The organism is Microbacterium aquilitoris (assembly GCF_031932285.1).
Classification (GTDB): domain Bacteria; phylum Actinomycetota; class Actinomycetes; order Actinomycetales; family Microbacteriaceae; genus Microbacterium; species Microbacterium aquilitoris.
Genome location: NZ_JAUZVT010000001.1, coordinates 856,494 through 882,963, shown reverse-complemented (window position 1 = coordinate 882,963; position 26,470 = coordinate 856,494). Strand labels below are relative to the sequence as shown.

Annotated in this window: 27 protein-coding genes; 3 read left to right on the top strand and 24 right to left on the bottom strand. The window is 70.3% G+C overall.

Annotation, left to right across the window (positions count from 1 at the left end; genetic code table 11):
* Positions 1-61: 61 nt before the first annotated feature.
* Complete coding sequence (locus Q9S78_RS04235; protein ID WP_018185548.1) at positions 62-352, bottom strand: hypothetical protein; 291 nt, start codon at positions 350-352, stop codon at positions 62-64.
* Between the two features lie 377 nt (positions 353-729).
* Here Q9S78_RS04235 and Q9S78_RS04230 point away from each other — a divergent pair, with 377 nt between their 5' ends.
* A complete protein-coding gene (locus Q9S78_RS04230; protein ID WP_311869013.1) occupies positions 730-921 on the top strand; it encodes a hypothetical protein in 192 nt (63 codons plus the stop codon).
* 18 nt (positions 922-939) lie between these two features.
* Here the strand turns inward: Q9S78_RS04230 and Q9S78_RS04225 are convergent, their stop codons facing one another.
* From Q9S78_RS04225 to Q9S78_RS04145, 17 genes are all read right to left on the bottom strand, one after another.
* Positions 940-1,746, bottom strand: coding sequence for a lytic transglycosylase domain-containing protein (locus Q9S78_RS04225; RefSeq protein WP_311869011.1), 807 nt, complete (start codon positions 1,744-1,746; stop codon positions 940-942).
* A gap of 114 nt (positions 1,747-1,860) precedes the next feature.
* Positions 1,861-2,436, bottom strand: coding sequence for a hypothetical protein (locus Q9S78_RS04220; protein ID WP_311869009.1), 576 nt, complete (start codon positions 2,434-2,436; stop codon positions 1,861-1,863).
* Between the two features lie 20 nt (positions 2,437-2,456).
* On the bottom strand, positions 2,457-3,602 hold the full coding sequence (locus Q9S78_RS04215; RefSeq protein WP_311869007.1) for a zinc-dependent alcohol dehydrogenase: 1,146 nt from the start codon (positions 3,600-3,602) through the stop codon (positions 2,457-2,459).
* A 79-nt stretch (positions 3,603-3,681) separates the two neighbouring features.
* A complete protein-coding gene (locus tag Q9S78_RS04210; RefSeq protein ID WP_020097940.1) occupies positions 3,682-4,383 on the bottom strand; it encodes a response regulator in 702 nt (233 codons plus the stop codon).
* On the bottom strand, positions 4,380-6,893 hold the full coding sequence (locus tag Q9S78_RS04205; protein ID WP_311869005.1) for a sensor histidine kinase: 2,514 nt from the start codon (positions 6,891-6,893) through the stop codon (positions 4,380-4,382). Before Q9S78_RS04205 ends, Q9S78_RS04210 begins: the two co-directional genes overlap by 4 nt.
* Before the next feature lie 2 nt (positions 6,894-6,895).
* Positions 6,896-7,510 (bottom strand): K(+)-transporting ATPase subunit C, encoded by a 615-nt coding sequence (kdpC, locus tag Q9S78_RS04200; protein WP_311869003.1) that lies wholly within the window; start codon positions 7,508-7,510, stop codon positions 6,896-6,898.
* A gap of 19 nt (positions 7,511-7,529) precedes the next feature.
* Positions 7,530-9,695 carry a potassium-transporting ATPase subunit KdpB gene (kdpB, locus tag Q9S78_RS04195; protein ID WP_311869001.1) on the bottom strand — a complete coding sequence of 722 codons (2,166 nt, stop codon included), beginning with the start codon at positions 9,693-9,695 and terminating at the stop codon, positions 7,530-7,532.
* A gap of 3 nt (positions 9,696-9,698) precedes the next feature.
* Positions 9,699-11,372: a potassium-transporting ATPase subunit KdpA gene (gene kdpA / locus Q9S78_RS04190; RefSeq protein ID WP_311868999.1), complete on the bottom strand. Its 1,674-nt coding sequence runs from the start codon at positions 11,370-11,372 to the stop codon at positions 9,699-9,701.
* Positions 11,372-11,461 carry a K(+)-transporting ATPase subunit F gene (gene kdpF / locus Q9S78_RS04185; RefSeq protein ID WP_018185558.1) on the bottom strand — a complete coding sequence of 30 codons (90 nt, stop codon included), beginning with the start codon at positions 11,459-11,461 and terminating at the stop codon, positions 11,372-11,374. The genes kdpA and kdpF overlap by 1 nt, the downstream gene beginning before the upstream one ends.
* Positions 11,458-11,604 (bottom strand): hypothetical protein, encoded by a 147-nt coding sequence (locus Q9S78_RS04180; RefSeq protein WP_018185559.1) that lies wholly within the window; start codon positions 11,602-11,604, stop codon positions 11,458-11,460. The genes kdpF and Q9S78_RS04180 overlap by 4 nt, the downstream gene beginning before the upstream one ends.
* Before the next feature lie 116 nt (positions 11,605-11,720).
* Positions 11,721-12,320, bottom strand: a complete 600-nt coding sequence (locus tag Q9S78_RS04175) for a DUF1349 domain-containing protein (protein WP_311868997.1) — start codon at positions 12,318-12,320, stop codon at positions 11,721-11,723.
* Between the two features lie 21 nt (positions 12,321-12,341).
* The gene (locus Q9S78_RS04170) at positions 12,342-13,319 is read right to left on the bottom strand and encodes a Gfo/Idh/MocA family protein (protein ID WP_311868996.1); all 978 of its coding nucleotides are present in this window, start codon (positions 13,317-13,319) and stop codon (positions 12,342-12,344) included.
* Between the two features lies 1 nt (position 13,320).
* On the bottom strand, positions 13,321-13,707 hold the full coding sequence (locus Q9S78_RS04165) for a DUF1304 domain-containing protein (RefSeq protein WP_311868995.1): 387 nt from the start codon (positions 13,705-13,707) through the stop codon (positions 13,321-13,323).
* 7 nt (positions 13,708-13,714) lie between these two features.
* Positions 13,715-14,638, bottom strand: coding sequence for a glycoside hydrolase family 68 protein (locus Q9S78_RS04160; RefSeq protein WP_311868994.1), 924 nt, complete (start codon positions 14,636-14,638; stop codon positions 13,715-13,717).
* A 1-nt stretch (position 14,639) separates the two neighbouring features.
* Complete coding sequence (locus Q9S78_RS04155) at positions 14,640-15,464, bottom strand: carbohydrate ABC transporter permease (protein ID WP_020097932.1); 825 nt, start codon at positions 15,462-15,464, stop codon at positions 14,640-14,642.
* Positions 15,461-16,420 (bottom strand): carbohydrate ABC transporter permease, encoded by a 960-nt coding sequence (locus tag Q9S78_RS04150; protein WP_311868993.1) that lies wholly within the window; start codon positions 16,418-16,420, stop codon positions 15,461-15,463. Before Q9S78_RS04150 ends, Q9S78_RS04155 begins: the two co-directional genes overlap by 4 nt.
* A 3-nt stretch (positions 16,421-16,423) precedes the next feature.
* Positions 16,424-17,788: an ABC transporter substrate-binding protein gene (locus tag Q9S78_RS04145; protein WP_018185567.1), complete on the bottom strand. Its 1,365-nt coding sequence runs from the start codon at positions 17,786-17,788 to the stop codon at positions 16,424-16,426.
* A gap of 248 nt (positions 17,789-18,036) precedes the next feature.
* Between Q9S78_RS04145 and Q9S78_RS04140 the strand changes: the two genes are divergently transcribed.
* Together Q9S78_RS04140 and Q9S78_RS04135 are read left to right on the top strand one after the other, a co-directional pair.
* Complete coding sequence (locus tag Q9S78_RS04140; protein ID WP_020097930.1) at positions 18,037-19,071, top strand: LacI family DNA-binding transcriptional regulator; 1,035 nt, start codon at positions 18,037-18,039, stop codon at positions 19,069-19,071.
* 84 nt (positions 19,072-19,155) lie between these two features.
* A complete protein-coding gene (locus tag Q9S78_RS04135) occupies positions 19,156-20,133 on the top strand; it encodes an alpha/beta hydrolase (protein WP_020097929.1) in 978 nt (325 codons plus the stop codon).
* A 75-nt stretch (positions 20,134-20,208) separates the two neighbouring features.
* On the opposite strand, the gene Q9S78_RS04130 is transcribed toward Q9S78_RS04135, so the two are convergent.
* The 6 genes from Q9S78_RS04130 to Q9S78_RS14305 form a co-directional block, all read right to left on the bottom strand.
* Complete coding sequence (locus Q9S78_RS04130) at positions 20,209-20,802, bottom strand: fasciclin domain-containing protein (protein ID WP_311868992.1); 594 nt, start codon at positions 20,800-20,802, stop codon at positions 20,209-20,211.
* A gap of 116 nt (positions 20,803-20,918) precedes the next feature.
* Positions 20,919-22,307 carry an NtaA/DmoA family FMN-dependent monooxygenase gene (locus Q9S78_RS04125; RefSeq protein WP_020097927.1) on the bottom strand — a complete coding sequence of 463 codons (1,389 nt, stop codon included), beginning with the start codon at positions 22,305-22,307 and terminating at the stop codon, positions 20,919-20,921.
* 37 nt (positions 22,308-22,344) lie between these two features.
* A complete protein-coding gene (locus tag Q9S78_RS04120; protein WP_311858865.1) occupies positions 22,345-23,538 on the bottom strand; it encodes an acyl-CoA dehydrogenase family protein in 1,194 nt (397 codons plus the stop codon).
* Positions 23,535-24,716, bottom strand: a complete 1,182-nt coding sequence (locus Q9S78_RS04115; protein WP_311868991.1) for an acyl-CoA dehydrogenase family protein — start codon at positions 24,714-24,716, stop codon at positions 23,535-23,537. Before Q9S78_RS04115 ends, Q9S78_RS04120 begins: the two co-directional genes overlap by 4 nt.
* Positions 24,713-25,378 carry an ABC transporter permease subunit gene (locus Q9S78_RS04110; RefSeq protein ID WP_116228083.1) on the bottom strand — a complete coding sequence of 222 codons (666 nt, stop codon included), beginning with the start codon at positions 25,376-25,378 and terminating at the stop codon, positions 24,713-24,715. The genes Q9S78_RS04115 and Q9S78_RS04110 overlap by 4 nt, the downstream gene beginning before the upstream one ends.
* Positions 25,371-26,435 (bottom strand): methionine ABC transporter ATP-binding protein, encoded by a 1,065-nt coding sequence (locus tag Q9S78_RS14305; RefSeq protein WP_116228082.1) that lies wholly within the window; start codon positions 26,433-26,435, stop codon positions 25,371-25,373. Before Q9S78_RS14305 ends, Q9S78_RS04110 begins: the two co-directional genes overlap by 8 nt.
* Positions 26,436-26,470 lie beyond the last annotated feature (35 nt).

The following is a 26,470-nucleotide window of genomic DNA, read 5'->3' as shown; positions in this document are numbered from 1 at the left end:
CATCCACCATCTGTCGTGGCGTCGCGCGTGTCACGTCCTTGACATGTTCGGGTGCCGCCGTTTAGAGCGCCGCCAGGGGCGGGCGGTGCGCGATCGGCTTCGGTTTGGCGCGGCGCGGAGCGCAGGCCGCGACGTGTCGGGCTGCACCGATCAGAAGCTGGTCCATGTCCGCGAACCACGCGCTCCCCGAGCCGCCGTGGACCCAGGTCACGTCGAACCCGGCGGGGTCCGCCGCCTCGACGTAGGCGATGACGCTGGCGGCGTCGGAGCTGTCGACGCGGGAGTCGCAGAGGCGCCATGCCGTCGGCGACAGCGGCTGCAGGATCAGCTGATGGACGGGATCGGCACTCATGGCGCACCTCCGAGGTGTGGTGTCCGCGATCGTCGCTGATCGCCGGGGGTGAGGTCTTCACTCGCCCCTCACCCTCACTCGCGCTCGTCGGACGGGTGAGGGGCTTGACACCGAGAGGACCCCAAGTTAGCCGGAGCGGGTAGCAGAACGACGCCTCGCGCGTCAATGCCCCCCTTCCGGAACCGGCACCCCGATTACCGTGATCACCGCAAGGTAAGTAGGCGGATGGTCGAGACGAGAGGTGTTCGGGTCACCGATCCTTTCCCACGCTTATGAGGGGCCCCGGCGATCGGGCTTATCGCCGGGGCCCGACCTTTGCAAGGCCCCCGGCTCGATGGCATCCGCGCCCTACGTTGACACGAACGAGAGGAGCACCCATGACCGAGCACGAGGCCGCCCCCGAATCCGATTCCTCGCTCCCCGGCGGGAATCTGCCGGACGAGGACCCCATCGAGGCCGTATCCAAGGCGGCCCGCAACGACGAGCCGGTTCCCATCGAACAGATCGAGCCCGGGGTGGACCCCGACTCGGCCGATTCCAGTCGATCGCTCAACCGCACGGGCGACTGAGTTCGCCAGCCGGACGCGTCAGCCCAGCTCGACGCGTTGCGCGTACTCGTTGGCGCGGGTGGCGACGTCGTTGATGTATCGCGTCAGCGGGTTGTAGGTGAAGACGGCATCCCGCCAGGCCCTCTCGGTGCCGAGCGGCCCGGACCGGCACAGATACCGGGCAGCGGCGAGGGCCGCGTCGTCGATGTTGTTGGGGTCGCGGACGCCGTCCGCGTCACCGTCCGCGCCCCAGCGATGCCACGTCTCGGGGATGAACTGCAGCGGGCCGACGGCACGGTCCCACTGGTCGTCGCCGTCGAGAGCGCCGCCGTCGGTGTCCTCGATCGCGGCGACGCCGTCACCGGTGAGCCGCGGCCCGAGGATGCGAGGCGCGACGAGGCCGCGCTTGGTCAGCGTCGCCCCGCCGTAGGAACCGTGCCGGGACTCCACCCAGCCGATCCCCGCGAGGGTGTTCCAGGCGATGTCGCACGACGGCTGCTCGTGCGCGACGGTCAGGTCGGCCGCCGCGTAGGCGATGACCGCACGACGCGGGATGCCGGTGGCCGCCGCCACCTCGTCGGCCCACGCTCCGTCCACGAGATCGACGGCGGCAGCCCGTGAGGGGTTCGCGCCGGCCACAGCGACAGCAGGCGGGGGTGCCACTGCCCAGCGGGACGAAACGGGCGGCAGGGGCGGCCCAGCGGGCTCGGCGGCCTGCGGGGGCGTGGAGGGCAGGCAAGCGGCGAGGAGCACCACGACCGCCGCAGGGGCGACGCCCAGCCCGACGGCGAGCGCTGCGGAACGTCGTCGCGCGCGCGCAGCCGGAGCCTTGCGACGTGCCGCCATCTGCGTCCTCCCCCCGTCGACTGCCCGCACCACGCTAACCCGCGCCGGTGGAGATCCGCTGGGGCCGAAGCCGCACCGGACCCGGTGAGGGATGCCGAGGAGCGAGGCGTCGCGTCAGCGACGGGATGCCGGGACGGCCGCCGCGCGCGCGATCCGGAACACGACCACGGCCGCCGCGACCCACGGCCCCACGACCAGGACGGGGTCGAGCCAGGCGTGCTTCACGTCGACGCGGCCTCGTCCGAACCTCGACGCGATCGGATGCCGTCCGCGTTCGCCGAACACCCCCGACTGTGTCACCGGGTCGTCGGGACGCCGCGAGAACAGCGACCTCATGTGCGCGCCGGCCGACTCGACGCGGTCGCCCAGGATCAGCAGCATCCAGTGCGGAGTCTGCCCCTCGCTGTAGCGCGTATAGGCGACCCGCCGGATGAGGCCCGAGAGCCCGTGGAGGGGCTGCGCGGTACCGAACACGGGCGTGAGGCGTTCGTGCTCGATCGATCGCTCGCGACCGGCGCCGTGCGGCTGTTGCTCGGGGACGCGCCAGTGCGCACCGGTGTCGATCCCGGGTTGCTCGCGGGGGAACGCGGGACGATCCGCCGGGTCGAGATCTGCACCCCACCCCGGGATGCGGCGACGCAGGTCGTCGGGATCGGGGGTCTGGCCGGGCTTGTCTGCGGTGTACGGCATGATTCCTCCTCGGATGCGGGTCAGGCGCCGAACGTGATGACGGGCTTGACGATGCCGTCGAGCTTGGATGAGAACACGTGGTAGCCCTCGGCGATGTCGTCGAGGTCGAAGCGGTGGGTGATCAACTCGCGAGGAGCGATGTGTCCCGCTCGGATGTGTTCGAGCAACCGCGGCCACTGACGCTTGACCGGCGCCTGGTTGGCACGGATGGTGAGCCCCTTGTTCATGGCGTTGCCGACCTTGACGGCGCTGAACAGCGGGCCGTACGCACCCATCACCGAGATGGTGCCGCCCTTGCGGACGGCGTCGATCGCCCAGTTGAGGGCGACGGGAGAACCGCCCTGCAGTTTCAGCTTGGCGGCGGTCACGTGCTGCACGACGTGCCCGTCGGCCTCGGCGCCCACGGCATCGATGACCGAGTCGGCGCCGAGTCCGTCGGTCATCTTCTTGAGGGTCAGGACGATGTCATCGACCTGACCGAAGTGCACGGTCTCGGCGAACGCGAAGGCGCGCGCCTTCTCGAGGCGGTAGTCGAGGTGGTCGACGACGATGACGCGTCCGGCACCCATCAGCCAGCACGAGCGAGCGGCGGCGAGGCCGACGGGTCCCGCACCCAGCACCACGACGGTGTCCCCCTCGACGATGTCGGCGAGCTGCGAACCGAAGTAGCCGGTCGAGAAGGCGTCGGTCAGCAGGAGCGCATCCTCGGAGGCGATGTCATCGGGGATCACCTGGGGGCCGACGTCGGCGAAGGGCACCCGGACGAGCTCGGCTTGACCGCCGTCGAATCCGCCGGTCGAGTGGGAGTAGCCGTAGATGCCACCGATCGCCGTGGCGTTCGCGTTGACGTTGTGGCAGTTCGAATACAGCCCGCGCGCACAGAAGAAGCACGAGCCGCAGTAGATGTTGAAAGGGACCATGACCCGGTCGCCCGGCTTCAGGTTCTGTACCGACGACCCGACCTCCTCCACCCGACCGATGAACTCGTGCCCGAAGGTGTGCCCGATCCGCGTGTCGGGCATCATGCCGTGGTACAGGTGCAGGTCGGAACCACAGATCGACGCCAGTTCGACGCGCACGATGGCGTCGTTCGGGTGCGCGATCACGGGATCGGGCTTGCGGTCGACGCGGATCTTGTACGGTCCGCGATAGGTCATCGCCTTCATCGGTCCTCCTCAGGTTCGGGGCGAGCCTGGTCGCCGGGAACGCGAGGAGGGAGGGGGTTGCGCCGCCCGCGCCGACGTGTCAGCCCGCGGCGGGCCCGCCGAGCTCGAAGCGGTACCCCATGCCCGCCTCGGTGAGGATGTGACGCGGATGCGCCGGATCCTCCTCGAGCTTGCGGCGCAGCTGCGACACGTACAGGCGCAGGTACCCTGTGTCGCTCACGTGCTCGCTCCCCCAGATCGAGGTCAGGATCGTCTGGCGGGTGACGAGCTTGCCGGGGTTGCGCAGCAGGATCTCGAGCAGCTGCCATTCGGTCGGGGTGAGCCGCACGCGCTCGGTCTGACCACCGGTGGTCTTCATGACGCTGCGCGCCGCCAGGTCGACGGAGATCGATCCGAACTCCGTCACCGGATCGGGCTCCTGCTGCGGGGCGCGACGGGTCAGGGCCCGGATGCGCGCCAGGAGCTCGTCGATCGAGAACGGCTTCGTGACGTAGTCGTCCGCACCGGCATCGAGCGCGTCGACCTTGTCGGCCGCGCCCGTGCGTCCCGACACGACGAGGATGGGCGCATCGGACCAGCCGCGGATCGCGTGGATCACCTCGATGCCGTCGAGCTCCGGCATCCCGAGGTCGAGCAGGAAGATGTCGGGGTGGTGATCGACGGCCGCCGAGATTGCCTGCGCGCCGTCGGCGGCGGTGAACACCTCGTAGCCGCGCGCCGACAGGGTGATGCGGAGCGCTCGGACGATCTGCGGATCGTCATCGGCGATGAGGATCTTCATGCGGATCCCTCCTCGTCGGCGACCGGCAGCGACACGACCATCGTCAGCCCGCCGCCGGGGGTGTCCTCGGGGGTGAGAGTACCGCCCATGCCCTCGACGAATCCCTTCGACAGCGCGAGGCCGAGACCGAGACCGGTGCTGTTGTCGGTGTCGCCGAGCCGCTGGAACGGCACGAACACGTCGTCGCGGCGCTCGGCGGGGATCCCCGGTCCGTGGTCGATGATCCGGATCTCGGCAACCGCACCGAAACTGCTCGTCGCGACGCGCACCTTGCGCCCCTCGGGCGAATGGCGCAGCGCGTTCGCGAGCAGGTTGACCACCACGCGCTGCAGCAGGACGGGGTCGGCTCGGAGCTCGACATCCGGCTCGAGGTGGATGTCGACGGATGCCGGTCCGGCACCGAGCTCTTCGAGGGCGGGGAGGATGACGTCCGCCGGGTCGATCGTGAGGAGCGAGACCGCGAGGGCCCCGGCCTGCAGCCGGCTGACGTCGAGGAGGTCGGTGACGAGCGCGGCCAGCATACCGAGCGACTCGTCGGCCGTCTGCAGCAGCTCGTTCCGATCGCCCTCGCTGTAGGTGCCGTTGCGGAGCCCGCCCACGGCCGCCGTCGCCGCGGCGAGCGGGCGGCGGAGGTCGTGGCTGAGGGCCGACAGGAGGGCGCTGCGGACCCGATCGGATGCCTTGAGGGGAGCGAGCCCGCTCGCGACCTCGGCGAGGTCCTGCTGCTGCAGGGCGGCATCCATCTGGGCGACGATGGCCGACAGGAGGCGGCGTTCCGAGGCCCGCAGGTCGTGACCGTGGAGCTCGAGGACGGCGCGCTCCCCCACCGGTACGGCGGTGAACCGGCCGCCGCGGAGGGGCTCGCCGCTGGCCGCCAGGATCGTCTCGTCACCGGACGTCCCCCCGCTCGAGGTCGTGCCCGCGACGAGACGCACGCCCGCGAGACGGAACGCCTCGCGGGTCCGTTCGACGAGGGCCTCGACGGCGCCCGCACCGCGGAGCACGCTTCCTGCCACGGTCTGGAGGAGCTCGGACTCCGCCGCCGCCCGTCGGGCCGCACGCGTCTGGCGGGCGGCGCGGTCGACGACGACGCTGACGAGGATCGCGATGACGACGTAGAGGGAGAGGGCCAACAGATGCTGCGGCTCGTGCACATGGACGGTGAACAGCGGCTCGACGAAGAAGAAGTCCAGCGTGATCCCGCTGAGCAGCGCCGCCCAGAGGGCCGGCCAGATGCCGCCGACGAGCGCGACGACGACGACCAGCAGCTGGTAGCTCAGCACGTCGCTCGTGATCGACTCGTCCGTGCGGGTGACGAACAGCAGCCACGTGAGGAGCGGCCCCCCGAGGAAGGCGACCGCGAACCCCGCGAGCCGGCGCTTCATCGAGAGCGCACCGCCCAGCCGCGGCAACGCGAACCTGCCGCCCGCGGCGGAGTGGGTGACGATGTGGACGTCGATGTCGCCGGATTCGCGGATGACGGTGGCGCCGATGCCGGGACCGGCGAAGACCGCGGCGAGCCTGCTGCGACGGCTCACGCCGAGGACGAGCTGCGTCGCGTTCACCGACCGGGCGAACTCGACGAGCGCCGTCGGCACGTCGTCGCCGACGACCTGGTGGAACGTGCCGCCGAGCTTCTCGACGAGCGTCCGCTGCTCCGAGAGCGCTCCGGGATCTCCGCCGCGCAATCCGTCGTTGCTCGTGACGTGGACGGCGAGGAGCTGACCACCGGCCGAGCGGGCGGCGATACGGGCCCCGCGCCGCAGCAGGGTCTCACCCTCGGGCCCACCCGTCAGGGTGACGACGACCCGCTCGCGCGCCTCCCACCGGCTGTCGATGCCGTGCTCGGCGCGGTAGGACGTGAGGGCCTGATCGACCTCGTCCGCCAGCCACAGGAGGGCGAGTTCGCGCAGCGCCGTGAGGTTGCCGAGCCGGAAATAGTTCGACAGGGCGGCATCCACCCGTTCGGCCGGGTACACGAGCCCGCCGGCGAGACGGTCCCGGAGGGCCTGCGGTGCCAGGTCGATGACCTCGACCTGGTCCGCCGTGCGCAGGACCTCATCGGGGACCGTCTCGCGCTGGGGCGCCCCGGTGATCTGGTGGACGACGTCGTTGAGGGACTCGATGTGCTGGATGTTGACGGTCGAGATGACGGAGATCCCGGCATCCAGCAGCTGCCGCACATCCTGCCAGCGCTTCTCGTTCGCCGAACCCGGCGCGTTGGTATGGGCGAGTTCGTCGACGAGGGCGACACCCGGATGCCGTGCGATCACGGCGTCGAGGTCCATCTCGGTGAGCGTGACACCCCGATGGGTGATCTCTCGGCGCGGCACTTCCTCGAGTCCGTCGGTCATACGCAGGGTCGCGGCCCGGCCGTGGGTCTCTACGACCGCGATGACGACGTCCGAGCCCTCGCCTGCCAGGCGCCGACCCTCCTCGAGCATCGCGTACGTCTTGCCCACGCCGGGAGCCGCGCCCAGCAGGACGCGCAACCGTCCGCGTCCCGCCACTGTCAGCCTCCTAGCCGGTCGAGCGCCAGATTGAGTTCCACCACGTTGACGGTCGACCCGCCGAGGTACCCGAGGTCGGGACCCTGGGTGTGCTCGGCGACGAGCGTGCGCACCTCGTCGACCGGGAGGTTCCGGGCCCGGGCGACGCGGTCGACCTGGATCGAAGCGTACGCGGGGCTGATGTGCGGGTCGAGTCCGGAGCCGGAGGCGGTCACCGCATCGGCGGGCACCTCCGACTCGGCGACGCCTTCCCGCTCGGCGATCGTGGTCTTCCGCTCGGTGATCGACGAGATGAGGTCGGTGTTCTCGGGGCCGAGGTTCGAGCCCGACGAGGCGCCGCCGTCGTAGCCGTCGCCCGCAGCGGACGGGCGGGACTGGAAGTACTCGGGGAGTGCGGCACCGTCGGCATCCGTGAAGGACTGGCCGATGAGGGACGAACCGACGACCTCACCCGACGCGTCCCGGACGAGGGAGCCGTTCGCCTGGGCGGGCAGGGCGACCTGTCCGACCAGGGTGATGAGGGCGGTGTACCCGAGGCCGAGGATGAGGGTGAGGAACACCATCGCGCGGATCGAGACGAGGACGATGCGCCCGGTGGCGCGGGACGAGCTGTTCATGACGGGGATGTCCTTCGGATCAGAAGCCGGGGATGAGGCGGACGAGCAGGTCGATCAGCCAGATCCCGATGAAGGGGGCGACGACACCGCCCAGGCCGTAGACGGCGAGGTTGCGGCCGAGGATCGATGAGGCACCGCCCGGCCGGTACCGCACACCGCGGAGGGCCAGCGGGATGAGGGCGATGATGACGAGCGCATTGAACACGATGGCCGACAGGACAGCGGATGCCGGCGAGTGCAGCCCCATGATGTTCAGGGCCCCCAGCTGCGGGAACACGCCCATGAACATCGCCGGGATGATGGCGAAGTACTTGGCGATGTCGTTCGCGATCGAGAACGTCGTGAGCGCGCCGCGCGTGATGAGCAGCTGCTTGCCGATGCGGACGATGTCGATGAGCTTCGTCGGGTCGGAATCGAGGTCGACCATGTTGCCGGCCTCCTTCGCGGCCGACGTTCCCGAGTTCATCGCGACACCCACGTCGGCCTGCGCGAGGGCGGGCGCGTCGTTGGTGCCGTCACCGGTCATCGCGACGAGGTTGCCGCCCTCCTGCTCCTTGCGGATGTAGGCGAGCTTGTCCTCGGGCGTCGCCTCGGCGAGGAAGTCGTCGACGCCCGCTTCCTTGGCGATGGCGGCCGCCGTCAGCGGGTTGTCGCCCGTGATCATGACCGTCCGGATGCCCATCGAGCGGAGCTCGGCGAAGCGTTCGCTGAGGCCGTCCTTCACGACGTCCTTCAGGTGGACGACGCCGAGCACGCGACCGGTGCCGGCGGCATCCTTCGTCGCGACCACCAGCGGAGTCCCGCCGGACTGCGAGATCTCCTCGGTGCGCGCCGTGAGGTCGGTCCGTACATCAGCAGGCAGCGGCGAGCCGTCCTGCTCGAGCCACCCGATGATCGCCGAACCGGCGCCCTTGCGGATGGACGAGCCGTCGGGCAGGTCGAGACCGCTCATGCGGGTCTGCGCCGTGAAGGGCACGATGACGCCCTGGGATTCACCCGTCACGTCGACGCCGCGGCGGACCGCGAGGTCGACGATCGAGCTGCCCTCGGGGGTGGGGTCGGCCAGCGACGACAGCGCGGCGGCGCGGGTGAGCTCGGCCTGCGCCATCCCATCGAGCGGGACGAACTCGGATGCCTGGCGGTTGCCGTACGTGATCGTGCCGGTCTTGTCGAGCAGCAGCGTCGTCACGTCGCCGGCTGCCTCGACGGCACGACCCGACATCGCGAGGACGTTCCGCTGCACGAGGCGGTCCATGCCGGCGATGCCGATGGCCGACAGGAGCGCGCCGATCGTCGTCGGGATGAGGCAGACGAGGAGGGCGACGAGGACGGGGATGCTGACCGGTGCCGCCGCGTACGAGGCGACGGGGTTCAGGATGAGGGCCACCACCACGAAGATGATCGACAGGCTCGCGAGCAGGATGTTGAGCGCGATCTCGTTCGGGGTCCTCTGCCGGGCGGCGCCCTCGACGAGGGCGATCATCCGGTCGACGAAGGTCTCGCCGGGCTTGGACGTGATCCGTACGACGATCCGGTCCGACAGCACGCGGGTACCGCCCGTGACCGCGCTGCGATCACCACCGGACTCGCGGATGACGGGGGCCGATTCGCCCGTGATGGCCGACTCGTCGACCGAGGCGATGCCGTGGACCACGTCGCCGTCGCCGGGGATCAGGTCGCCGGCCGCGACGACGACGACATCGCCGAGTGTGAGGTCGGCCGACGAGACGTCATCGATCGTGACGCGCTCAGCGGCGACATCCGACTGCGCGTCGTAGCCGGCCACGCGGTGCGCCACCGTGCTCGTGCGGGTCTTTCGGAGCGTCTCGGCCTGCGCCTTGCCACGGCCTTCGGCGACCGATTCGGCGACGTTCGCGAAGAGCACCGTCAGCCACAGCCACACCGCGATGACCGCCGTGAACGGGACGGGGACGGGGGTGCCGCCGGAATCCGACGGCCCGCCCGTGAACGGCTCGGCGATGGCGAGGGCGGTGGTCAGCGCGGCGCCGAGCCACACGATGAACATGACGGGGTTGCGCCACTGGGCACGCGGGTCGAGCTTGCGGAACGCGCCGGGCAGGGCGGCCGCGATCGCGGCGCCGTCGATGCCGCGCCGGGTCGCCGACGCGGACGCGGCGGAAGGAGCGGAGGAAGCCGGGGCTTCGGAGCGGAGAGGTGTGGACATGGGTCAGATCAGTCCTTCTGCCAGGGGACCCAGCGCGAGTACGGGGAAGTAGGTGAGAGCGGTCACGATGAGGATCACGCCGACGAGGAGACCGACGAACAGCGGTCGGTGCGTCGGGAGCGTGCCCGCCGTCGCGGGGATCCTGTCCTGCGCGGCGAACGAGCCCGCGAGGGCGAGGACCAGCACGATCGGGACGAAGCGCCCGAGCAGCATCGCGACGGCGAGCGCCGTGTTGAGCCACGGGGTGTTGGCCGTGATACCCGCGAACGCGGAACCGTTGTTGTTGGCGGCCGAGGTGAACGCGTAGAGCACTTCGCTGAAGCCGTGGATGCCGGGGTTCCAGATCGACGTCGTCGTGACGTCGTCGCGGACCGCCGGGATGGCGAAGCTGAGCGCCGTGCCGACGAGTACGAGGATCGGGGTCACCAGGATGTAGATGCTCGCGAGCTTGATCTCGCGGGGACCGATCTTCTTGCCCAGGTACTCGGGCGTCCGCCCGACGAGCAGGCCCGCGATGAACACCGCGATGACCGCCATCACGAGGATGCCGTAGAGGCCCGATCCGACGCCGCCGGGGGCGAGCTCGCCGAGCATCATGTTGAGCATCGGCATCATCCCGCCGAGCGCGGTGAACGAGTCGTGCATCGAGTCGACCGCACCGGTCGAGGTGAGCGTGCTCGTCGACCCGAAGATCGTCGAGCCGACGATGCCGAAGCGCATCTCCTTGCCCTCCATCGCCGCGCCGGCGAGAGCGGGGGCGGTGCCGCGACCGGCGAGCTCGAACGCCGTCAGGGCGAGCGTCGAGGCGAGGAACAGGAAGCCCATCGCGCCGAGGATCGCATAGCCCTGTCGCTTGTCGCCGAGCATCGTGCCGAAGGTGCGCGGCAGCGAGAACGGGATGATCAGCATGAGGACGACCTCGAATAGGTTCGTCCAGCCGGTCGGGTTCTCGAAGGGGTGCGCGGAGTTGGCGTTGAAGAATCCGCCGCCGTTGGTGCCCAGGAGCTTGATCGCCTCCTGGGAGGCGACGGGGCCTCCGGGGATGTTCTGCGCCCCACCGACGACGGTCGCGACGTCGCTGAATCCGGTGACGTTCTGGATGACGCCGCCGGCCAGCAGCACGATCGCCGCGATGACCGCGAGCGGCAGCAGGAGGCGGAACGTCCCGCGGGTCAGGTCGACCCAGAAGTTGCCGATCGTGCCGCTGCGGCGGAAGGCGAGGCCGCGGACGAGGGCGACGGCGACGGCGAGGCCGACGGCCCCCGAGACGAAGTTCTGCACGGCGAGGCCGGCGAACTGCACCGTGTAGCCGAGGGTCAGCTCGGGAGAGTACGACTGCCAGTTGGTGTTCGTCACGAACGAGACGGCCGTGTTGAACGACAGGTGCTCACTGGGCGCGGGGAGACCGAGGGACCAGGGCAGCCACTGCTGGGTGCGCTGCAGCGTGTAGACGATGAGGACGCCGACCGCCGAGAAGGCGAGGACGCTGCGGGCGTACGCCTGCCAGGTCTGGGCGGATGCCGGGTCGACGCCGATCAGCCGGTACAGACCGCGTTCGGCCCGGGCATCCTTCGGCGACGAGTAGACCCAGGCCATGTAGTCGCCGAGGGGCCGGTAGGCGACCCCGAGGATGAGGGCGAGCGTGGCGAGGGTGAGGACAGCGGGAAGCCACGCCATCAGAACTTCTCCGGCTTCACGAGTGCGACGAACAGGTAGACGACGACGGCGACGCCGAGGACGGCGGCGATCAGATCGAAGACGATCACAGTCGGTCCACCGCCTTCGCGAACAGGCCGATGATCACGAACAGAGCGAGGACGCCCAGGACGTAGACGATGTCGAGCACGAGTGAGGCTCCGATTTCGAGGGATGCGGGCCCTGATCGGGCCGGCACGCCGGTGGGGCGCATCCCTGATGGAACACCTCCGCGCGGGCGCCGCCGGGCCTCCTCACGGAATCCATACGCCCGGTGGCGGCGTCCTCACGGGATCCTCACGGGGGCCCTCGTTCCCCCTGCCGACGGGCTCAGTGCAGGTCGGCGTCGGCGGCGCCGCGGCGCCAGGCCGTGAACGGCACGGTGAGCCCGGCGCGACTCGGCGCGCAGACGAACGGCCCCGCCGAGGCATCCAGGTCCGCCGCGAACGGGATGACCCGCACGAGCCGCAGCGGCTCGCCGTCGGCCGCCGCCCGGACGGTCAGCGCGGTGCCCTGCCGACTGATGCGCACGGTGATCCGCCTTGACCGCCAGTGCGGGACGGGGGCGAGGGACCAGTCCGACATGCCGTCCGTGACGACGGCGCCGAGGTTCAGCTCCCCGTCTGCGAACTCGATGCCGGCTTTGACCCACCGCGTCTCGTCGACGCGGACGAAGAGCCCCGCCTGGTCGAACTGCGCCTCGAACGGGATGTCGAACTCGACCTCCATCGCGGCGTCGTCGGGCAGCGGAGCGAGGAGCGCGTGCTCGGTGTCGTGCACGAACCCGTACGAGGTGAGCCGCCAGGCGTCGCTGCCCTCCTCGGCGGTGACCAGCAGCATCCCCTCACGTTCTTCCGTGGCTCGCGGAGGCGTGGTCCAGGTGCCCTCGGACCAGTCGACGGATACCGCGGCTCGGACGGGTTCGCTCACGCCGCCAGGCTAGCGGCAGCATCAGCCCAGGCGGATGCCGGCGGACTCGAGCGCACGCACCGCGGTGTCGAGCACGGCGGCGCTGTGGTCGAGGCGGCGATCGCGCTCGGCGAGGTCCGCCTCGGCGATCATGCGGACGAACGCCCGGAACTCGGCCGTCATGCGGTGCGGGTCGTGGTCGAGGGCGATCCGCTCGTGGGTTCCGTCGCGCAGGCGCAGCTCGACGACGGGGATCTCGTTCGGCGGGCCGTCGAACACCATCGCGCCCTCCGTTCCCTGGATCTTCGTCCGGGAGGGCCCGGGCGAGTCCTTGGCGCACACGCAGACCGCCGTGGCGTCGCCGTAGCCGAGGACGGCGACACCCGACGTGTCGACACCCCGCTCCATCCGCGGCGTGTACGACACCGTCTCGGGGGCGCCCAGCAGACCGACGACGAGATGCAGGGCGTACACGCCGAGGTCCATCAGGGCCCCGCCGCCCGCGGCCGGGTCGAACGCGGGCGGGACCTCGCCGGAGCGGAAGGCGTCGTAGCGGGACGAGTACTGCGAGTACTCGCACTGCACGAGCCGCAGCTCGCCGAGGCGGTGGAGGTTGTCCCGCATCCACGCGACGTTCGCGAGGTACTGGTTGCTGATGGCCTCGACGAGGATCAGGCCTCGATCTTCCGCGAGGACGCGCAGCTCGGCGAGTTCGGCCGTGCGCAGCACGAACGGCTTCTCGCAGACGACGTGCTTTCCGGCGAGAAGGGCGCGGCGGGCGACATCCGCGTGCAGCACGTTCGGCACGGCGACCCACACGGTGTCGACGCGTGGGTCCGCGAGACAGGCGTCGAGATCGGTGTAGACGAACGGGATGCCGTGGGCCGCCGCCAGGGCGTCGGCCTTGTCGCGGCTGGCCGCCCGTCCGACGATGGCCGCGATGGTGAGCCCGGGGACCTCGTGGGCGTGCGGGAGGAACTCGGCGACGATCTTGCCCGCGCCGACGACGGCGAGCTTCACCTCAGAGGGCCAGCCCGATCGCGAGCAGGATCACGCCGACGAGCGGAGCGGTGAGCTGGATGAGCGCCGCTCGCGCCTTCGAGCGGTCCGAGAGCAGCAGCACGAGCCCTGCCGCGACCATCGACCCGGCTCCGACGAACACGAGCGTCGCACCGATCGCCGTGGAGCCCGTGGCGACGAAGACGATGCCGAGGAAGACCGCGATCGCGAGGAAGAGGTTGTAGAAGCCCTGGTTGTAGGCGAAGGGCTTGGTGATCTCGACGGTCGCGTCGGTCGTCCCGAACGTGCGCCGTGCGGCGGCCCCGGTCCACGCGATGGACTCGAGATAGAAGATGTAGACGTGGATGAGGGCGCCGAGCGCCGCGAACACCAAACCGGCGATGATCATGCCGCCATCATCCCAGACTGCGCGACGCGCGCCAGAGGGGATCGGCGGCGACCGGGTCGGTGATGCCGACGGGCGCTCCGGTCTCGTCGCGCGTGAAGGCGAGGAGGACGGGGATGCCCGCCCGGTCGGTGACGATCCTCCCCGCGTAGGCGGGCGCCGGCAGGATCAGCCGTGCGTCATCGATCCGGATGCCGGTAGGCACGGCCGCGGCGGGCACCGCCCACACGCCGTCGGCCCCGTCGGAGCGCGTGGCGCAGAAGAGGAGGACGGGGGCGCCGTCGAGCTCAGCGAGCTGCAGCACCTCGAGGTGCGGGAACGCCGGCGCCGGATCGGTGAGCGGCGGCTGCACCGTCCAGGTGTCGAGGTCGGGCGACCACGCGTGTCCGACGACGCCGCCGGTCGCGGTGTCGGCATCCTTCCCCCGTGCGGTGATCAGCATGTGCCAGCCGTCGCCCGCGGGATCGCGGAACACCCACGGATCGCGCCACGCCTCGTCGGGCCACGAGGTGTCGCCGAGCTTCTCGTAGTACTCCCCCGCGGCGCGGAGGACGAACCCGTCGCGCTTGTCCCACGTGTGCAGGTCGACCGAGGTCGCCATGCCGATCGCCTCGACGTTGCGGGGCGACGATCCGTCGACGAAGGATGCCCCCGTGTAGAACATGCGCCACAGCCCGTCGTCGCCGTGGACGACGCATCCGGTCCAGGTCGCCGTCTCGTCGAACGCGCCGGCGATCCCCGGGCCGAGCACCTCGCCGTGATCGGCCCAGTCGGTCAGATCCGGTGAGGTCGCATGCCCGATCCGCGCATTCCGGTGGCGGAGGTCCGGGTCGCCGAGCGAGGTCGGCGCGCGCAGGTAGTAGAGGTGGAACGTCTCGCCGTCGTCAGCGACCCAGAAGTCCCACACCCAGTGCGCCTCGAGAGAGAACGCCACATCAGCCCTTCAGCGACCCCTGCATCAGAGCAGAGACGAAGTGCCGCTGGAAGATCAGGAAGATGATCAGCGTCGGGGTGAGGATGAGCAGCGACCCGGCGCACAGCAGCGGGATGTCCGTGCCGTATTGCCCCTGGAAGGCGCCGAGAGCGCCGGCCATCGTGCGCTTCTCGGGATCGTTCACGAGCACGATCGCGAGCAGGAACTGGTTCCAGGTCCACAGGAACAGCAGGATCGCCAGAGACGACAGCGCGGGAACCGACAGCGGGATGTGGATGCGCCAGAAGAGCTGCCACGTCGTCGCGCCGTCCATGCGAGCCGCCTCCGAGAGGTCGGCCGGCATCGTGATGAAATGCGCCCGCATCCACATCACGGCGAACGGCATGAACAGCCCGATGAGCGGCAGGATGATCGCCCATCGGGTGTTCAGCAGGCCCATCTCGCGGATCTGGAAGTACAGCGGCGTGATGATCCCCTCGAACGGCAGCGTCAGACCGAGGATGAACGCGACGAACACGATGCGACCGCCGGCGGGCCGCAGGTGGCCGAGCGCGAAGCCGGCGAGGGTCGCGAACAGCACGGCCGCCGGGACGACGGCGATCTCGATGAGGAAGCTCGATCCGAGCAGCGCTGCCATGTTGGCGGATTGGAACGCCGTGACGAAGTTGTCCCACCGCGGCTCGGGCGGCCATTCCAGACCACTGGGGTAGGTGCCCGGAGCGTGGAGCGCGGTCACGAACAGGCTGATGAACGGCATGATCGTGACGAGCATCAGGACGATCAGGAGGACGCGGCCGAGCCACTTCTCGCGTGCGCGGACGATCACGATTCTTTCCCTCGGAGGATGCGCTGGAGCGGCAGGACGATGAGGAGGACGAGGGCCATGAGGACGATGGCGAAAGCTGAGGCCGTTCCGACCTCGCGCTGGTAGAACGCGAGGTAGAAGATCTGGAGGCCGGGGACGAGCGTGCTGTCGCCGGGGCCGCCCTGCGTGGCGATGTAGATGATGTCGAAGCTCGCGAGCGCGGCGATCACGGTGACCGTGACGCACACCGCGACTTCCTGGCGAACGCCCGGGAGCGTGATGCTGAAGAACTCGCGGACGGGGCCGGCGCCGTCGATGCGGGCGGCCTCGTACAGCGCGGGGTCGATCTTGGTCATGCCCGCGAGGATGAGCACGAGGCAGAGCCCGACCTGCACCCACGCGCCGATCACGCCGACGGCGGGAAGAGCGGTCGAGAAATCACCGAGCCACGCGCGGGTCACCCCGCCGAGGCCGAACAGACCGAGGAGCTGGTTGACCAGCCCGTTGGTCGACAGCTGCCAGCTCCACATGATGCCGGCGGCTACGAGCGGGATCACCTGCGGCAGGAAGAGGACGGTCCGCGAGATGGCGGCCAGTCGGCTCGCGGCGATCGCGCGGATCATGTTCGCGGCGACGAGGGCGATGCCGACGGGGATGATGCTGAAGTAGATGATCAGCTCGAACGCGTTGCCGATCGCGCCCGTCAACTTCGGGTTGCTGAAGACCTCGACGTAGTTGGCGAAGCCGACCCACGTCGCCGGACCGATGCCGTTCCACTCGTAGAACGAGTACTGCGCCGACAGGGCGATGGGACGCAGCACGAAGAAGACGTAGAAGCCCGCGGCGGGGAGTACCAGCAGGTACGCCGCGAGGCTGGCGCGGAACTTCCGCCGGCGACGGCGTCGTGCCGCCGCCGAGTCGAGCGCTGCTGCGCCGGTGGAGACCACCGGCGCAGCAGCGGGAGGAGCAGAGACCATCACTCAGTTCCCGATTTGGCTTTCGTAGTCGGACTGCACGGACGACAGCAGGCCCTCGGGGGTCTGCTCGCCGGCGACGAGCTTCTGCAGGTTGGGCGTCCAGCTCTGGGCGTAGATCGCGCCGGTCGCGTTGGCGATGAAGTCCATCGCACCGTTCGCCTCGGACAGCTGAGCACCGGCGGCGAGCGTCGCAGCCGTCGTCGACCCCTCCTTGACGGGAGGCATGAACGCGTCCGCAGGGCCCATCGGGTGCGAGCCGCCGACCTCGACGCCGATCGTGCGGGCCTTCTCGTTCGTCGCGGTCCAGTTCAGGAAGAACGCGGCGCAGTCGGGGTGCTTCGCCGTGGCTGCGACACCGTAGGTCAGCGGAGCGGACATCGCACCGATCTGGCCGCCCTCTTCACGCGGGGGCATGAGGAAGAAGCCGGCCTCGCCGGGCATCTGGGTGTCCAGGTTGCCCGACTCCCAGTCGCCGTCGAACATGAAGAGCGAGTCGCCACCGATGAAGCGGCTCATCATCTGCGCGTAGTCGAGCGAGTTGATGTCGTCGGCGAAGAAGCCCTCGTCGATCCACTTCTTGAGGTGCTTTGCCGCCTCGAGGTTCTCGGGGGTGTCGATGGAGGCGCCGGGCTGCTGGAAGATCCAGTCGTTGATCTTGGCCGGGTCGCCATAGGACGCCATGAGCGCCTGCAGCGGGAAGGCCAGACCACCGGTCGCGCCGCCGTTGAACTGTGTGATCGGCGTGATGCCGGCATCCTTCGCCGCCTTCAAAGCGGCGTCGAACTCGTCGAGGGTCTTCGGAGCCTCGGTCATGCCGATCTTCTCGGCGAGGCTCTTGTTGTAGAAGACGCCGGTCATCGAGTAGTTGAGGCCGAGCGCGTAGAGCGGGCCGCTGCCGCGACGACCGTTCTCGTCGACCCGCAACTGCTGGAGCTGCGACTCGGGCCACGTCGTCCAGCCGAATGCTTCGGCGTAGGGGTCGAGGTCGAGGAGGAGCCCGTCGGTGGCGAGCTCGGACATCTGCGGCAGGCGCATGAGGTCCGGCGGCGAGTCCTGCAGGACGCGCGGTGCGTTCTGCGTGATGACGGCGAACTGGTCCTCACGGATGTCGAAGGTCACGTTCGGGTACTGCTTCGTGAACTCGTCGGTGAGGTCCTTCGGCAGCGGGAAGCCGGTCTCGAAGTAGCCGCTGAGGACGACGTCCTCGTCACCGCACGTGGGGCCGTTCGCCCCGAAGTCGGCGGTCGAGGATGCCTGCGGTGCCGCGGTCCCTCCGGGAGGGGCGCACGCGGTGACGGCCACGGCGAGCGAGGTGAGGACACCGGCGAGGATGAGCGGGCGGAGGGGGCGCTGTGTGAGTCGAGACATCACTGTCTCCTTTCAGAGAACCACGGTGTTCGGGAGGAAAAGCGTCGACGTGAGTCGGTGCTAAATCGCGTTAGCAAGGTCATGATGCGCCACCGATCCCCGACGTGTCAATGGGCAGGAGCCGTGTCGTGACCGAGACGTGTCCGCGCAATCCGCCGGCGGGAGCCGCTTGCGGCCCCGCGCCGCGGCGCCTCCCCCACCGCCGTTAGGATCGCGGGAGACAGGAGGACTCCGTGACGAGGAATCGGGTGACACTCGCCGACGTCGCCCGCGCAGCGGGCGTGTCGCGCACGACCGCGTCACTCGTCCTGTCGGGCCGAGGCGATGAGATGCGGATCGCCGAGGCGTCGCAGGAACGCGTGCGCCTCGTGGCCGCCGAACTCGGCTACCGGCCGAACATGATCTCTGCGGGACTGCGCAGCGGCACGAGCCGGACGCTCGGGTTCATCTCGGACTCCGTCGCGACGTCGCAGCTGGCCGGCGACATGATCAAGGGCGCTCTCGAGGGTGCCCGTCGCCACGGGCACATGCTGTTCATCGGCGAGTACGAGGGCGACGACACCGAACGCGAACGCCTGATCGACGCGATGCTCGACCGTCAGGTCGACGGCGTCATCCTCGCCTCGATGTTCACCCGGGAGCGTCCGGTCCCCGCCGCCCTCGCCGGACGGAACGTCGTCCTGCTCAACACGTTGCCCGAGGGGCCGGCGAAGAACGCGCACGCGATACTCCCGGATGAGCTGGATGCCGGGCGTCGCGCCGCGCGGCTGCTGCTCGAGCGCGGACACCGGGACATCCACCTCATCGGAGCGGGGCCGACGCCGGCGGATGTGCCCCGCAGCACCATCGCCGGGCGGGAACGCCTCGAGGGGATCCTCGACGAACTGACGGGCGCGGGACTCTCCCCCGCCTCCGGCCGCAAGCTGAGCATCTGGCTGCCCGCCGACGGCTGGAAGGCGACCGCGGACCTCATCGCGTCCGGCGTGCGCTCCGGCGCCATCATCGCCTTCAACGACCGCATCGCATTCGGCGCGTACCAGGCCGTGTCCGAGGCGGGGTTGACCGTGCCCGGCGACTTCTCGATCGTCTCGTTCGACGACCACCAGCTCGCGAGCTGGGTGCACCCCGGCCTGACGACCTTCGCCATCCCGCACTTCGACCTCGGGCTGCGCGCTGTCGAGATGCTGCTCACCACGCCCGCGGAGTCCCCGGCGTCGGTCGAGCGTCTCCCGATGCCGCTCCGCAGCCGCGGCTCGGTGCGCGCGGTCACCGACGCGCACTGAACGAGAACCGGTGCGAGGCATCCGCTACTCTCTGAGCTAACGCGATTTAGCACGTGGCTCACCCGCCGCGTGGAGAGGATCAGCATGGAGCAACGGAGCCCCAGCGCACATGGCATCCCGCACCCCCCGTTCGATCCCGACGTCCGCCGGGCGCTCGAGGAGGGCGAGGACGTCGTCGTCGGTCTCGCCGCGAGCGAGATCACCGCGCTCCGCGCCGGAGCCGTCCCGCCGACGCGCGAGGCCTACACGCTCGGCGGACGCTTCGCGGACCGCGCGGCCCGGACGGTCGCCGCCGACGGCACCGAGGTGCGTCTGACCGTCCTCACCCCTCGCGACCAGCCGGGGCCCTTCCCCGTGGTGTTCCACATCCACGGCGGCGGGATGGTCGTCGGCGGTGCGCACGACGTCCTCCCCGACCTGGGACCGACGGCGCTCGACCTCGGCTGTGCGATCGTCTCGGTCGAGTACCGGCTCGCGCCCGAGAACCCTTACCCCGCCCCGCTCGACGACGTCTACGCCGGCTGGGAGTGGGTCGCGCGGGAGGGGTCCGCGTGGGGACTCGACCCCGCCCGCGTCATCGTCCACGGGGTGAGCGCAGGCGGCGGACTGGCTGCCGGTGCGGTGCTGCGCGCGCGCGACCACGGCGGCCCGGCCGCCCTCGGCCAGATGCTCGTGTATCCGATGCTCGACCACCGCAACGACTCGGCATCCGCTCGTCAGATGGAGGGTCTCGGCGCATGGGACCGCCGCGCCAACGCGACCGGCTGGGCGGCCTACCTCGGCGCCCTCGACGCCGACGCGGTGCCCGCCTACGCCTCCCCCGCCCTCGCCGCCGACCTGGGCGGCCTGCCCGCGACCTTCATCGAGGTCGGGTCGGCCGAGACCTTCCGCGACGAGGACGTCGACTACGCGCGCCGCATCTGGGCCGCCGGCGGTGACGCCGAACTCCACGTCTGGCCGGGCGGCGCCCACGCCTTCGACGCGCTCGCCCCCGACGCCGCGCTCTCCCGCGACGCGCGCGACGCGCGGGTGCGGTGGCTGCGGCGCGTGCTCGGGCGCTGACCCCCGGCATCCGGCGCATGCGAACGGCCCGCCACCGGTGGGTTCCACCGAGGACGGGCCGTTCGAGGAAAGCGGTCAGGCGCCGGGGACGAGGACCCGGTCGATCGTGTGGATGACGCCGTTCGACGCCTGGATGTTGATGGCGCGGAGGACGAGCTTGGGGTTCTTCAGCTCGGGCGTCTCGTCGCGCAGGATGATGCCGCGCGGCTCGATCGTGCCGCCGTTCGCCATCTCGATCGAGCGCGAGAAGAGGACCTTGAGGGGCGAGAGCTTCTTGCCCGCGACCACGTGGTACAGCAGGATGTCGCTGATCTCGTCGGTCGTGAACGTCGAGGTGATCGCCGTGAGCGCCGCCTTCTCGGAGGTGGGCGCCGTTCCCGTCAGGTCGGTCACGAGACGCTCGAACGCACGGTCGTTCGGAGCGAACACGGTGAAGGTGGCGTTCGGGTCGTCGAGGGTCTTGTCGAGACCGGTCGCGACGAGCGCCTGGACGAGGATGTCGTAGTCCGATCCGTTCGCGTCCGGGGTGCCGCCGCCGGAGGCGGCGACCGCGACGTCGACGATGGTCTCCTTCGGCGCGGTCGCCTGATGGGCCGAGGCAGGGGATGCGGTCAGGGCGAGCGCGCCCGCGACCACCGTGGCGAGGGCGATTCCGAGCTTCTTGTTCATCATGTTGCTCCTTCGATGAGAAGAGTCACGCCCGGCGGACATGTCGGGCGCTACTAGGTGTTCCGCCGGACAGGCCGCCTCGGATGCAGCACGAGAGAAGTTTTTTCAGCCGGCGCTCACCCGAACAGCGGCGCCACCGGGACGTCGAGGTTCGCGCCGCCCCGGTAGCGCGCCGCGATGTGGTTCTCGGGCAGGCGCGGTCCGCGCCCGAACAGACGCTCGCGCAGGGTCGGACCGCCCTCGAGGAGGCGACCGCGCTTGCGCAGCTCGGGCACGACGAGCTCGGCGAAATCGCGGGCGGTGTCGAAGGAGTGGTACTGCCGCAGATTGATGCCGTCGATGCCGTCCTCGTCGAGCCACCGTTCGATCTCATCGGCGACGACGGTGGGAGTCCCCGCAACGAAGAAGCGGCCCTCACGGCCCGTGGCGATCCCGTCGAGGAGTTCCCCGATCGTCGCGTCGGGGCCGGTCGGCGGCGCCGCATCCGCTGCGACTCCCGCCTGCGCGAGGGCGTCGCGGACGAGGGTCTCGCGGGGGAAGGCCGTCGGGTCGAAGGGGAACCCGGCGTGGGCGAGGATGCCGTCGACGCTCGTGTTCTCGCGGTACGTCCGCCACTTGTCGGCCGCTTCGTCCTCGGTGCGACCGACGACGACGCCCGCCTGCACGATGAAGCGGAGGTCGTCTGCGCCGCGCCCCTGGCGGGCGGCCGCCGCCCGCATCTGCTCGACGTTGCGGATGAAGTCCGCCGTCGAGCGCCCTCCCGTGAAGACGAGCTCCGCGTGGCGTCCGGCGAACTCGATGCCGGCGGGCGATCCGGTCGCCTGGTAGAGGACGGGCGTGCGCTGCGGCGAGGGCTGGCTCAGGTGGGGACCCGCGACGCGGAAGTTCTCCCCCACGTGATCGACGTAGCGGACCTTGGACGGGTCCGTGTAGGTCCGGGTCGCGGCATCCGCGATGACCGCATCGTCGTCCCACGAGCCCTCCCACAGCTTGTAGACGACGTCGAGGAACTCGTCCGCGATCGCGTAGCGGCGATCATGCGGGATCTCATCGGCCAGCCCGAAGTTCCGGGCCGCGTTCGGCAGGTACGAGGTGACGATGTTCCACCCCACCCGTCCCCGGGTGAGGTGATCGAGAGTCGACATGCGGCGGGCGAACGAGAACGGCGGCTCGTAGCTGGTCGAGAACGTGACGCCGAAGCCCAGGCGCTCGGTCACGGCCGCCATGGCGGGGATGACGAGCAGCGGATCGTTCGAGGGGATCTGCAGCCCCTCGCGGATCGCGGTCTCGGGGCCGCCCCGGAACACGTCGTACGCACCGACGACGTCAGCGAGGAAGACCCCGTCGAATCCGCCGTGCTCGAGGATCTGCGCGAGCTCGATCCAGTACGAGATGTCGTTGATCCGGTGCCGGTTGTTCCCCGGCAACGACCACAGCCCGTGGGTGATGTGACTGACCGTGTTCATCTCGAACAGGTTCAGGATGAGCTTCTTGCGCTCCGCCATGCGGGTCCTTTCTGGAGGTTTCGGGCGTCGCTGCGGATCAGGCTTCGCCGGTGCTCCACCACCCGGGCACGGGGGTGTCGTTGAGCAGCAGGTCGCCGAGTGCGCGCGCCTTGAAGGCGAGGGGATTGTGGGATGCCAGGGTTCGGGCGTTACGCCAGTGTCGGTCCAGGGCGAGGTCGGTGTCGACCGCACTGGCCCCACCGACCTCGAAGAGCAGAGTGGCCGCCTCGAGCACGGCGGGGAGGACGACGAGCTGCGCGCGGGCCGTCGCCGCCTCGACGGGGGCGATCACGTCGCGCAGCGCATCACCCGAGACACCGGCGGACTGGGCGGCGACCGACGCGTCGAGTCCCGCGACCGCGGCCGTGAGCGCGGCATCCGCCGTGAACGACAGCGCCGACAGCCGACCGACGGTCTCCTGCACGAGTGGGTCCTCACGGGCCGTCGCGGCCGAGGCATGACTGTAGGTCCGCGTGCGCTTCTGCACGAACGCGACCGCGTCGTCGACGATCGCGCGCCCGATCCCCGCGGCGGCGGCCAGGAGGACCAGCTGGACGAACGCCCCGCCGTGCGACGGACCGCCGATGACGCGGCGGGCGACGGCATCCTCGTCGACGACGACCGAGCGGAAGACGGTCGTCCCGCTCCCGGTGAGGCGCTGACCGAAGCCGCGCCAGTCGTCGACGACGTCGACCCCGGCCGCCGCGGTCGGCACGAGTGCCGCGACGAGAGCCCCGTCGTCGTCCTGCGCGGCGACGGAGACGAGATCGGCGAACAGCGTCCCGGTGCTGTAGTACTTCGTGCCGTCGAGGCGGAGCCCGTCGGGCGACCCCGTCAACGTCGTCGACAGCGCGCCGACCTTCGCCGACGATCGCTCGTGGGTCGCGTTGCCGATGATGGCGCCGCCGGCCACCAGGGCGAGCCTGCGGGAGCGCTCCTCGGAATCGGGCGACAGGATCGTCCGATCGACGAAGGAGAAATGCGAACGGAGCAGCTGTGCGAGATTCGGATCACGACGGCCGAGCTCGGCGAGGAGGGCGAACAGCACCGATGGCGGCTCACCGCCGCCGCCGAACTCCTCAGGCACCGTCACCCGGGTGAACCCGGCGCGCCGGAGAAGAGCGACCTCGTCGTGCGGCAGTCTCCGCGCGAGTTCGCGGGCGACGGCATCCCGCCCCACCTCGTCGAAGACGGGGGCGAAGCGTTCCACCGCATCGGCGATCCGAGTCATGCGCGCGCGACCTCCGCAGGACGGGGCGCCTGCGCTCCCGGCGCCTGCCACGCCGGCAGCGTGCCGGTGAGAGCGACCTGACCGAGCGCACGCGTGCGCTGGATGACCGGATTGTGCGAGGCGATCGTGCGGACATTGCGCCAATGACGGTCGAGCGCTCGACCCGTGGCGACCGCCGACGCGCCGCCCACCTCGAACAACCGCGTCGTCGCGTCGAGGACCAGACGAGGCACGAGCTCCTGGAGTCGGAAGACCTCGAACTGGATGTCGCGCATCTCCGCCGCGCTCGCTCCCCGATCGGATGCCGCGCCCAGATCGGCCGCGACCGACAGCACCAGCCGACGCGTCGTCGCCGCGACGACGTCGAGCTCCCCCACCACGAGCTGCACGAGTGGGTCCTCGCGCGGAAGTGTCTCCCCCGCGAACCCGAAGGTCCGCCGCCGCGGGGTCACGAACTCGATGGTGTCGTCGAGGGCGCGCTGGGCGATGCCGGCGATGACGGCGAGGAGGGTGAGCTGGAGGATCGCCCCCAGGTGGTGTCCGTGCGCCTCAGCGCCTTCGGCGGGCGCCACGAGGATGCCGTCGTCCGCCACCGGCGCGCGATCGAACACCGTCGTCCCGCTTCCCGTGAGCAGCTGCCCGAACCCGTCCCAGTCGTCGGTCGACCGGACCCCCGGGTGGTGGGCCGACACCGTGACCGCGACCCGCTCGTCCCCGTCGAGGGCCGCGAGGTGGATCCAGTCCGCGTAGATGCTGCCGGTCGTGTAGTACTTCGTCCCCGACAGCAGCGGCTCGCCGCTCGTGCGGTCGATCCGCGTCTCGAGGTGCGCCGTGTCGTGCCGTTCGGACTGCGCGTTGCCCACGAAATCCCCCGCGAGGATCCGCTCGAACCACGGCTGCGCCAGCTCGATCGGCTGCAGCCGGAGCGACTCGACGAACGCGAGGTGACCGCGCCAGACGTGGCCGAGGCTGGCATCCGCGGCGGACAGCCGGATGAGGCGGGCGAACTGCTCCTCCAGCGAGATCGGGGAACCCCCGGATGCCGCAGGCACCCGCCACGTGCCGAAGCCGATCTCGCGCAGCTCGGCGAGCTCCGCGGTCAGCAGGCGCCGCTCGCGCTCGCGCTGCGGCGCGTCGACCGCGACGCGGGCGAGGAGGTCCTCGAACGGCCCGGTCACCGGTGCATCACCTTCCGCGCCACGGCGTTGCCGAGGAACTGGGCGAGCTGGACGAGCACGATGAGGGCGAGGACGACGATGCCGACCGAGATCCAGTCGAAGCGCTGGTATCCGTAGTTCATGGCGAGCGACCCGAGTCCGCCGCCGCCGAGCACTCCCGCGACCGCCGTCGCGTCGACGAGCGCGACCAGGATGTAGGTCAGCCCCAGGGTGAGCGGGCCGAGGGCCTCGGGGACGACGATGGTGAAGAGCACCCGGGCGGGACTCGCGCCCATCGCAGCCCCCGCCTCGATCGACCCGGGGCTCACCGCGACGAGGTTCGATTCCGAGACGCGGGCGATGGCGACGCACGCGACGATGATGAGTGGGATCGTCTGCGGCAGGGGGCCGAGCCCGGTACCGAAGAGGAACCGCGTGAGCGGGATGAGGGCGATCGCCACGATCAGGAACGGGATCGGTCGGACCACGTTGATGATGAGGTTCAGCACGCCGAAGATCGCGCGGTTCTGGAGGAGGTTGCCGGGTCGGCTCGCGTAGAGCAGCAGCCCGAGCAGTACGCCGATGACGGCGGCGCCCGCGAAGGCGACGACCACCATGAGCCCGGTCTCGCCGACGGCGACCCAGAAGCGGGGGAAGAACGCGTTCGGATCGAAGTCACGCATGGACGGTCTCCTTGTCGATCGGCCGGTGGTCGGCGGCCGGCAGCTCCGACACCGTGGTCGTCTCGCGGAGACCCCCGATGGCGGCATCCACTGCGGCATCCGTCCCGAGGAGCTCCACCGTCAGACTGCCGAACAACCGGCCCTGCAGCTCGTCGACGCCGCCGAAGACGACATTGACGTCGACGTCGTGCGCGCGGGCGACCTGCGAGAGGAACGGGTGATTGGTGTCGCGATCCTCGACGTGCAGCTGGACGAGACGGCCGCGGTGGACGGCGCGGATCTTCGCCAGCGCATCGGCGGACGGGATGTGGTGCAGCACCGACGACACGAATCGTCGCGTGGTGGGATGCCGCGGCGAAGAGAAGACGTCGTAGATGCTGCCGTGCTCGACGACCTCTCCGTCCTCCATGACCGCGACCTTGTGGGCGAGCTCGCGCACGACGTCGATCTCGTGGGTTACGAGCAGGATGGTGACGCCGTACTCCTCGTTCACCCGCCGGAGAAGGGCGAGGACCTCGCCCGTCGTCTGCGGGTCGAGGGCGCTCGTCGCCTCGTCCGAGATGAGGACGTCGGGCCGGGTGGCCAGCGCGCGGGCGATGCCCACGCGTTGCTTCTGGCCACCCGACAGCTGCGACGGATAGGCGAGCGCCTTGTCGGTGAGACCGACGAACCGCAGCAGCTCCTCGACGCGATCGAGGGTCTCGGCCTCGGACAGGCCCGCGAGCCGCAACGGGTACGCGATGTTCTTGTAGACGTTGCGCGACTCGAGCAGGTTGAACTGCTGGAACACCATGCCGATGCGCTGCCGCGCCGCGTACAGCGCCCGCCCCTGCAGAGCCGAGATCTCGCGACCGTCGACCACGACCCGACCGCTCGTCGGCCGCTCGAGCGCATTGACCGTGCGCAGCAGCGTCGACTTGCCGGCGCCCGAGAAACCGACGATCCCGAAGATCTCCCCCTTCTCGACCGTCAGGCTGACGTCGCGGAGGGCGGTGACGGTGCGTCCCTTCGACGTGAAGGACTTGGACACGTTCTCGAAGGCGATGGCGGTGCTCATGGGTTCCTCATCTCGGCCGGGTGCGGTCGCGGGGC

Bases quoted from the DNA above. Each gene is read 5' to 3' on its own strand.
- Q9S78_RS04235 (WP_018185548.1), bottom strand. From the start codon at position 352: ATGAGTGCCGATCCCGTCCATCAGCTGATCCTGCAGCCGCTGTCGCCG.
- Q9S78_RS04230 (WP_311869013.1), top strand. From the start codon at position 730: ATGACCGAGCACGAGGCCGCCCCCGAATCCGATTCCTCGCTCCCCGGC.
- Q9S78_RS04225 (WP_311869011.1), bottom strand. From the start codon at position 1,746: ATGGCGGCACGTCGCAAGGCTCCGGCTGCGCGCGCGCGACGACGTTCC.
- Q9S78_RS04220 (WP_311869009.1), bottom strand. From the start codon at position 2,436: ATGCCGTACACCGCAGACAAGCCCGGCCAGACCCCCGATCCCGACGAC.
- Q9S78_RS04215 (WP_311869007.1), bottom strand. From the start codon at position 3,602: ATGAAGGCGATGACCTATCGCGGACCGTACAAGATCCGCGTCGACCGC.
- Q9S78_RS04210 (WP_020097940.1), bottom strand. From the start codon at position 4,383: ATGAAGATCCTCATCGCCGATGACGATCCGCAGATCGTCCGAGCGCTC.
- kdpC (WP_311869003.1), bottom strand. From the start codon at position 7,510: ATGAACAGCTCGTCCCGCGCCACCGGGCGCATCGTCCTCGTCTCGATC.
- kdpB (WP_311869001.1), bottom strand. From the start codon at position 9,695: ATGTCCACACCTCTCCGCTCCGAAGCCCCGGCTTCCTCCGCTCCTTCC.
- kdpA (WP_311868999.1), bottom strand. From the start codon at position 11,372: ATGGCGTGGCTTCCCGCTGTCCTCACCCTCGCCACGCTCGCCCTCATC.
- Q9S78_RS04180 (WP_018185559.1), bottom strand. From the start codon at position 11,604: ATGCGCCCCACCGGCGTGCCGGCCCGATCAGGGCCCGCATCCCTCGAA.
- Q9S78_RS04165 (WP_311868995.1), bottom strand. From the start codon at position 13,707: ATGATCATCGCCGGTTTGGTGTTCGCGGCGCTCGGCGCCCTCATCCAC.
- Q9S78_RS04150 (WP_311868993.1), bottom strand. From the start codon at position 16,420: ATGGTCTCTGCTCCTCCCGCTGCTGCGCCGGTGGTCTCCACCGGCGCA.
- Q9S78_RS04145 (WP_018185567.1), bottom strand. From the start codon at position 17,788: ATGTCTCGACTCACACAGCGCCCCCTCCGCCCGCTCATCCTCGCCGGT.
- Q9S78_RS04135 (WP_020097929.1), top strand. From the start codon at position 19,156: ATGGAGCAACGGAGCCCCAGCGCACATGGCATCCCGCACCCCCCGTTC.
- Q9S78_RS04130 (WP_311868992.1), bottom strand. From the start codon at position 20,802: ATGAACAAGAAGCTCGGAATCGCCCTCGCCACGGTGGTCGCGGGCGCG.
- Q9S78_RS04125 (WP_020097927.1), bottom strand. From the start codon at position 22,307: ATGGCGGAGCGCAAGAAGCTCATCCTGAACCTGTTCGAGATGAACACG.
- Q9S78_RS04120 (WP_311858865.1), bottom strand. From the start codon at position 23,538: ATGACTCGGATCGCCGATGCGGTGGAACGCTTCGCCCCCGTCTTCGAC.
- Q9S78_RS04110 (WP_116228083.1), bottom strand. From the start codon at position 25,378: ATGCGTGACTTCGATCCGAACGCGTTCTTCCCCCGCTTCTGGGTCGCC.
- Q9S78_RS14305 (WP_116228082.1), bottom strand. From the start codon at position 26,435: ATGAGCACCGCCATCGCCTTCGAGAACGTGTCCAAGTCCTTCACGTCG.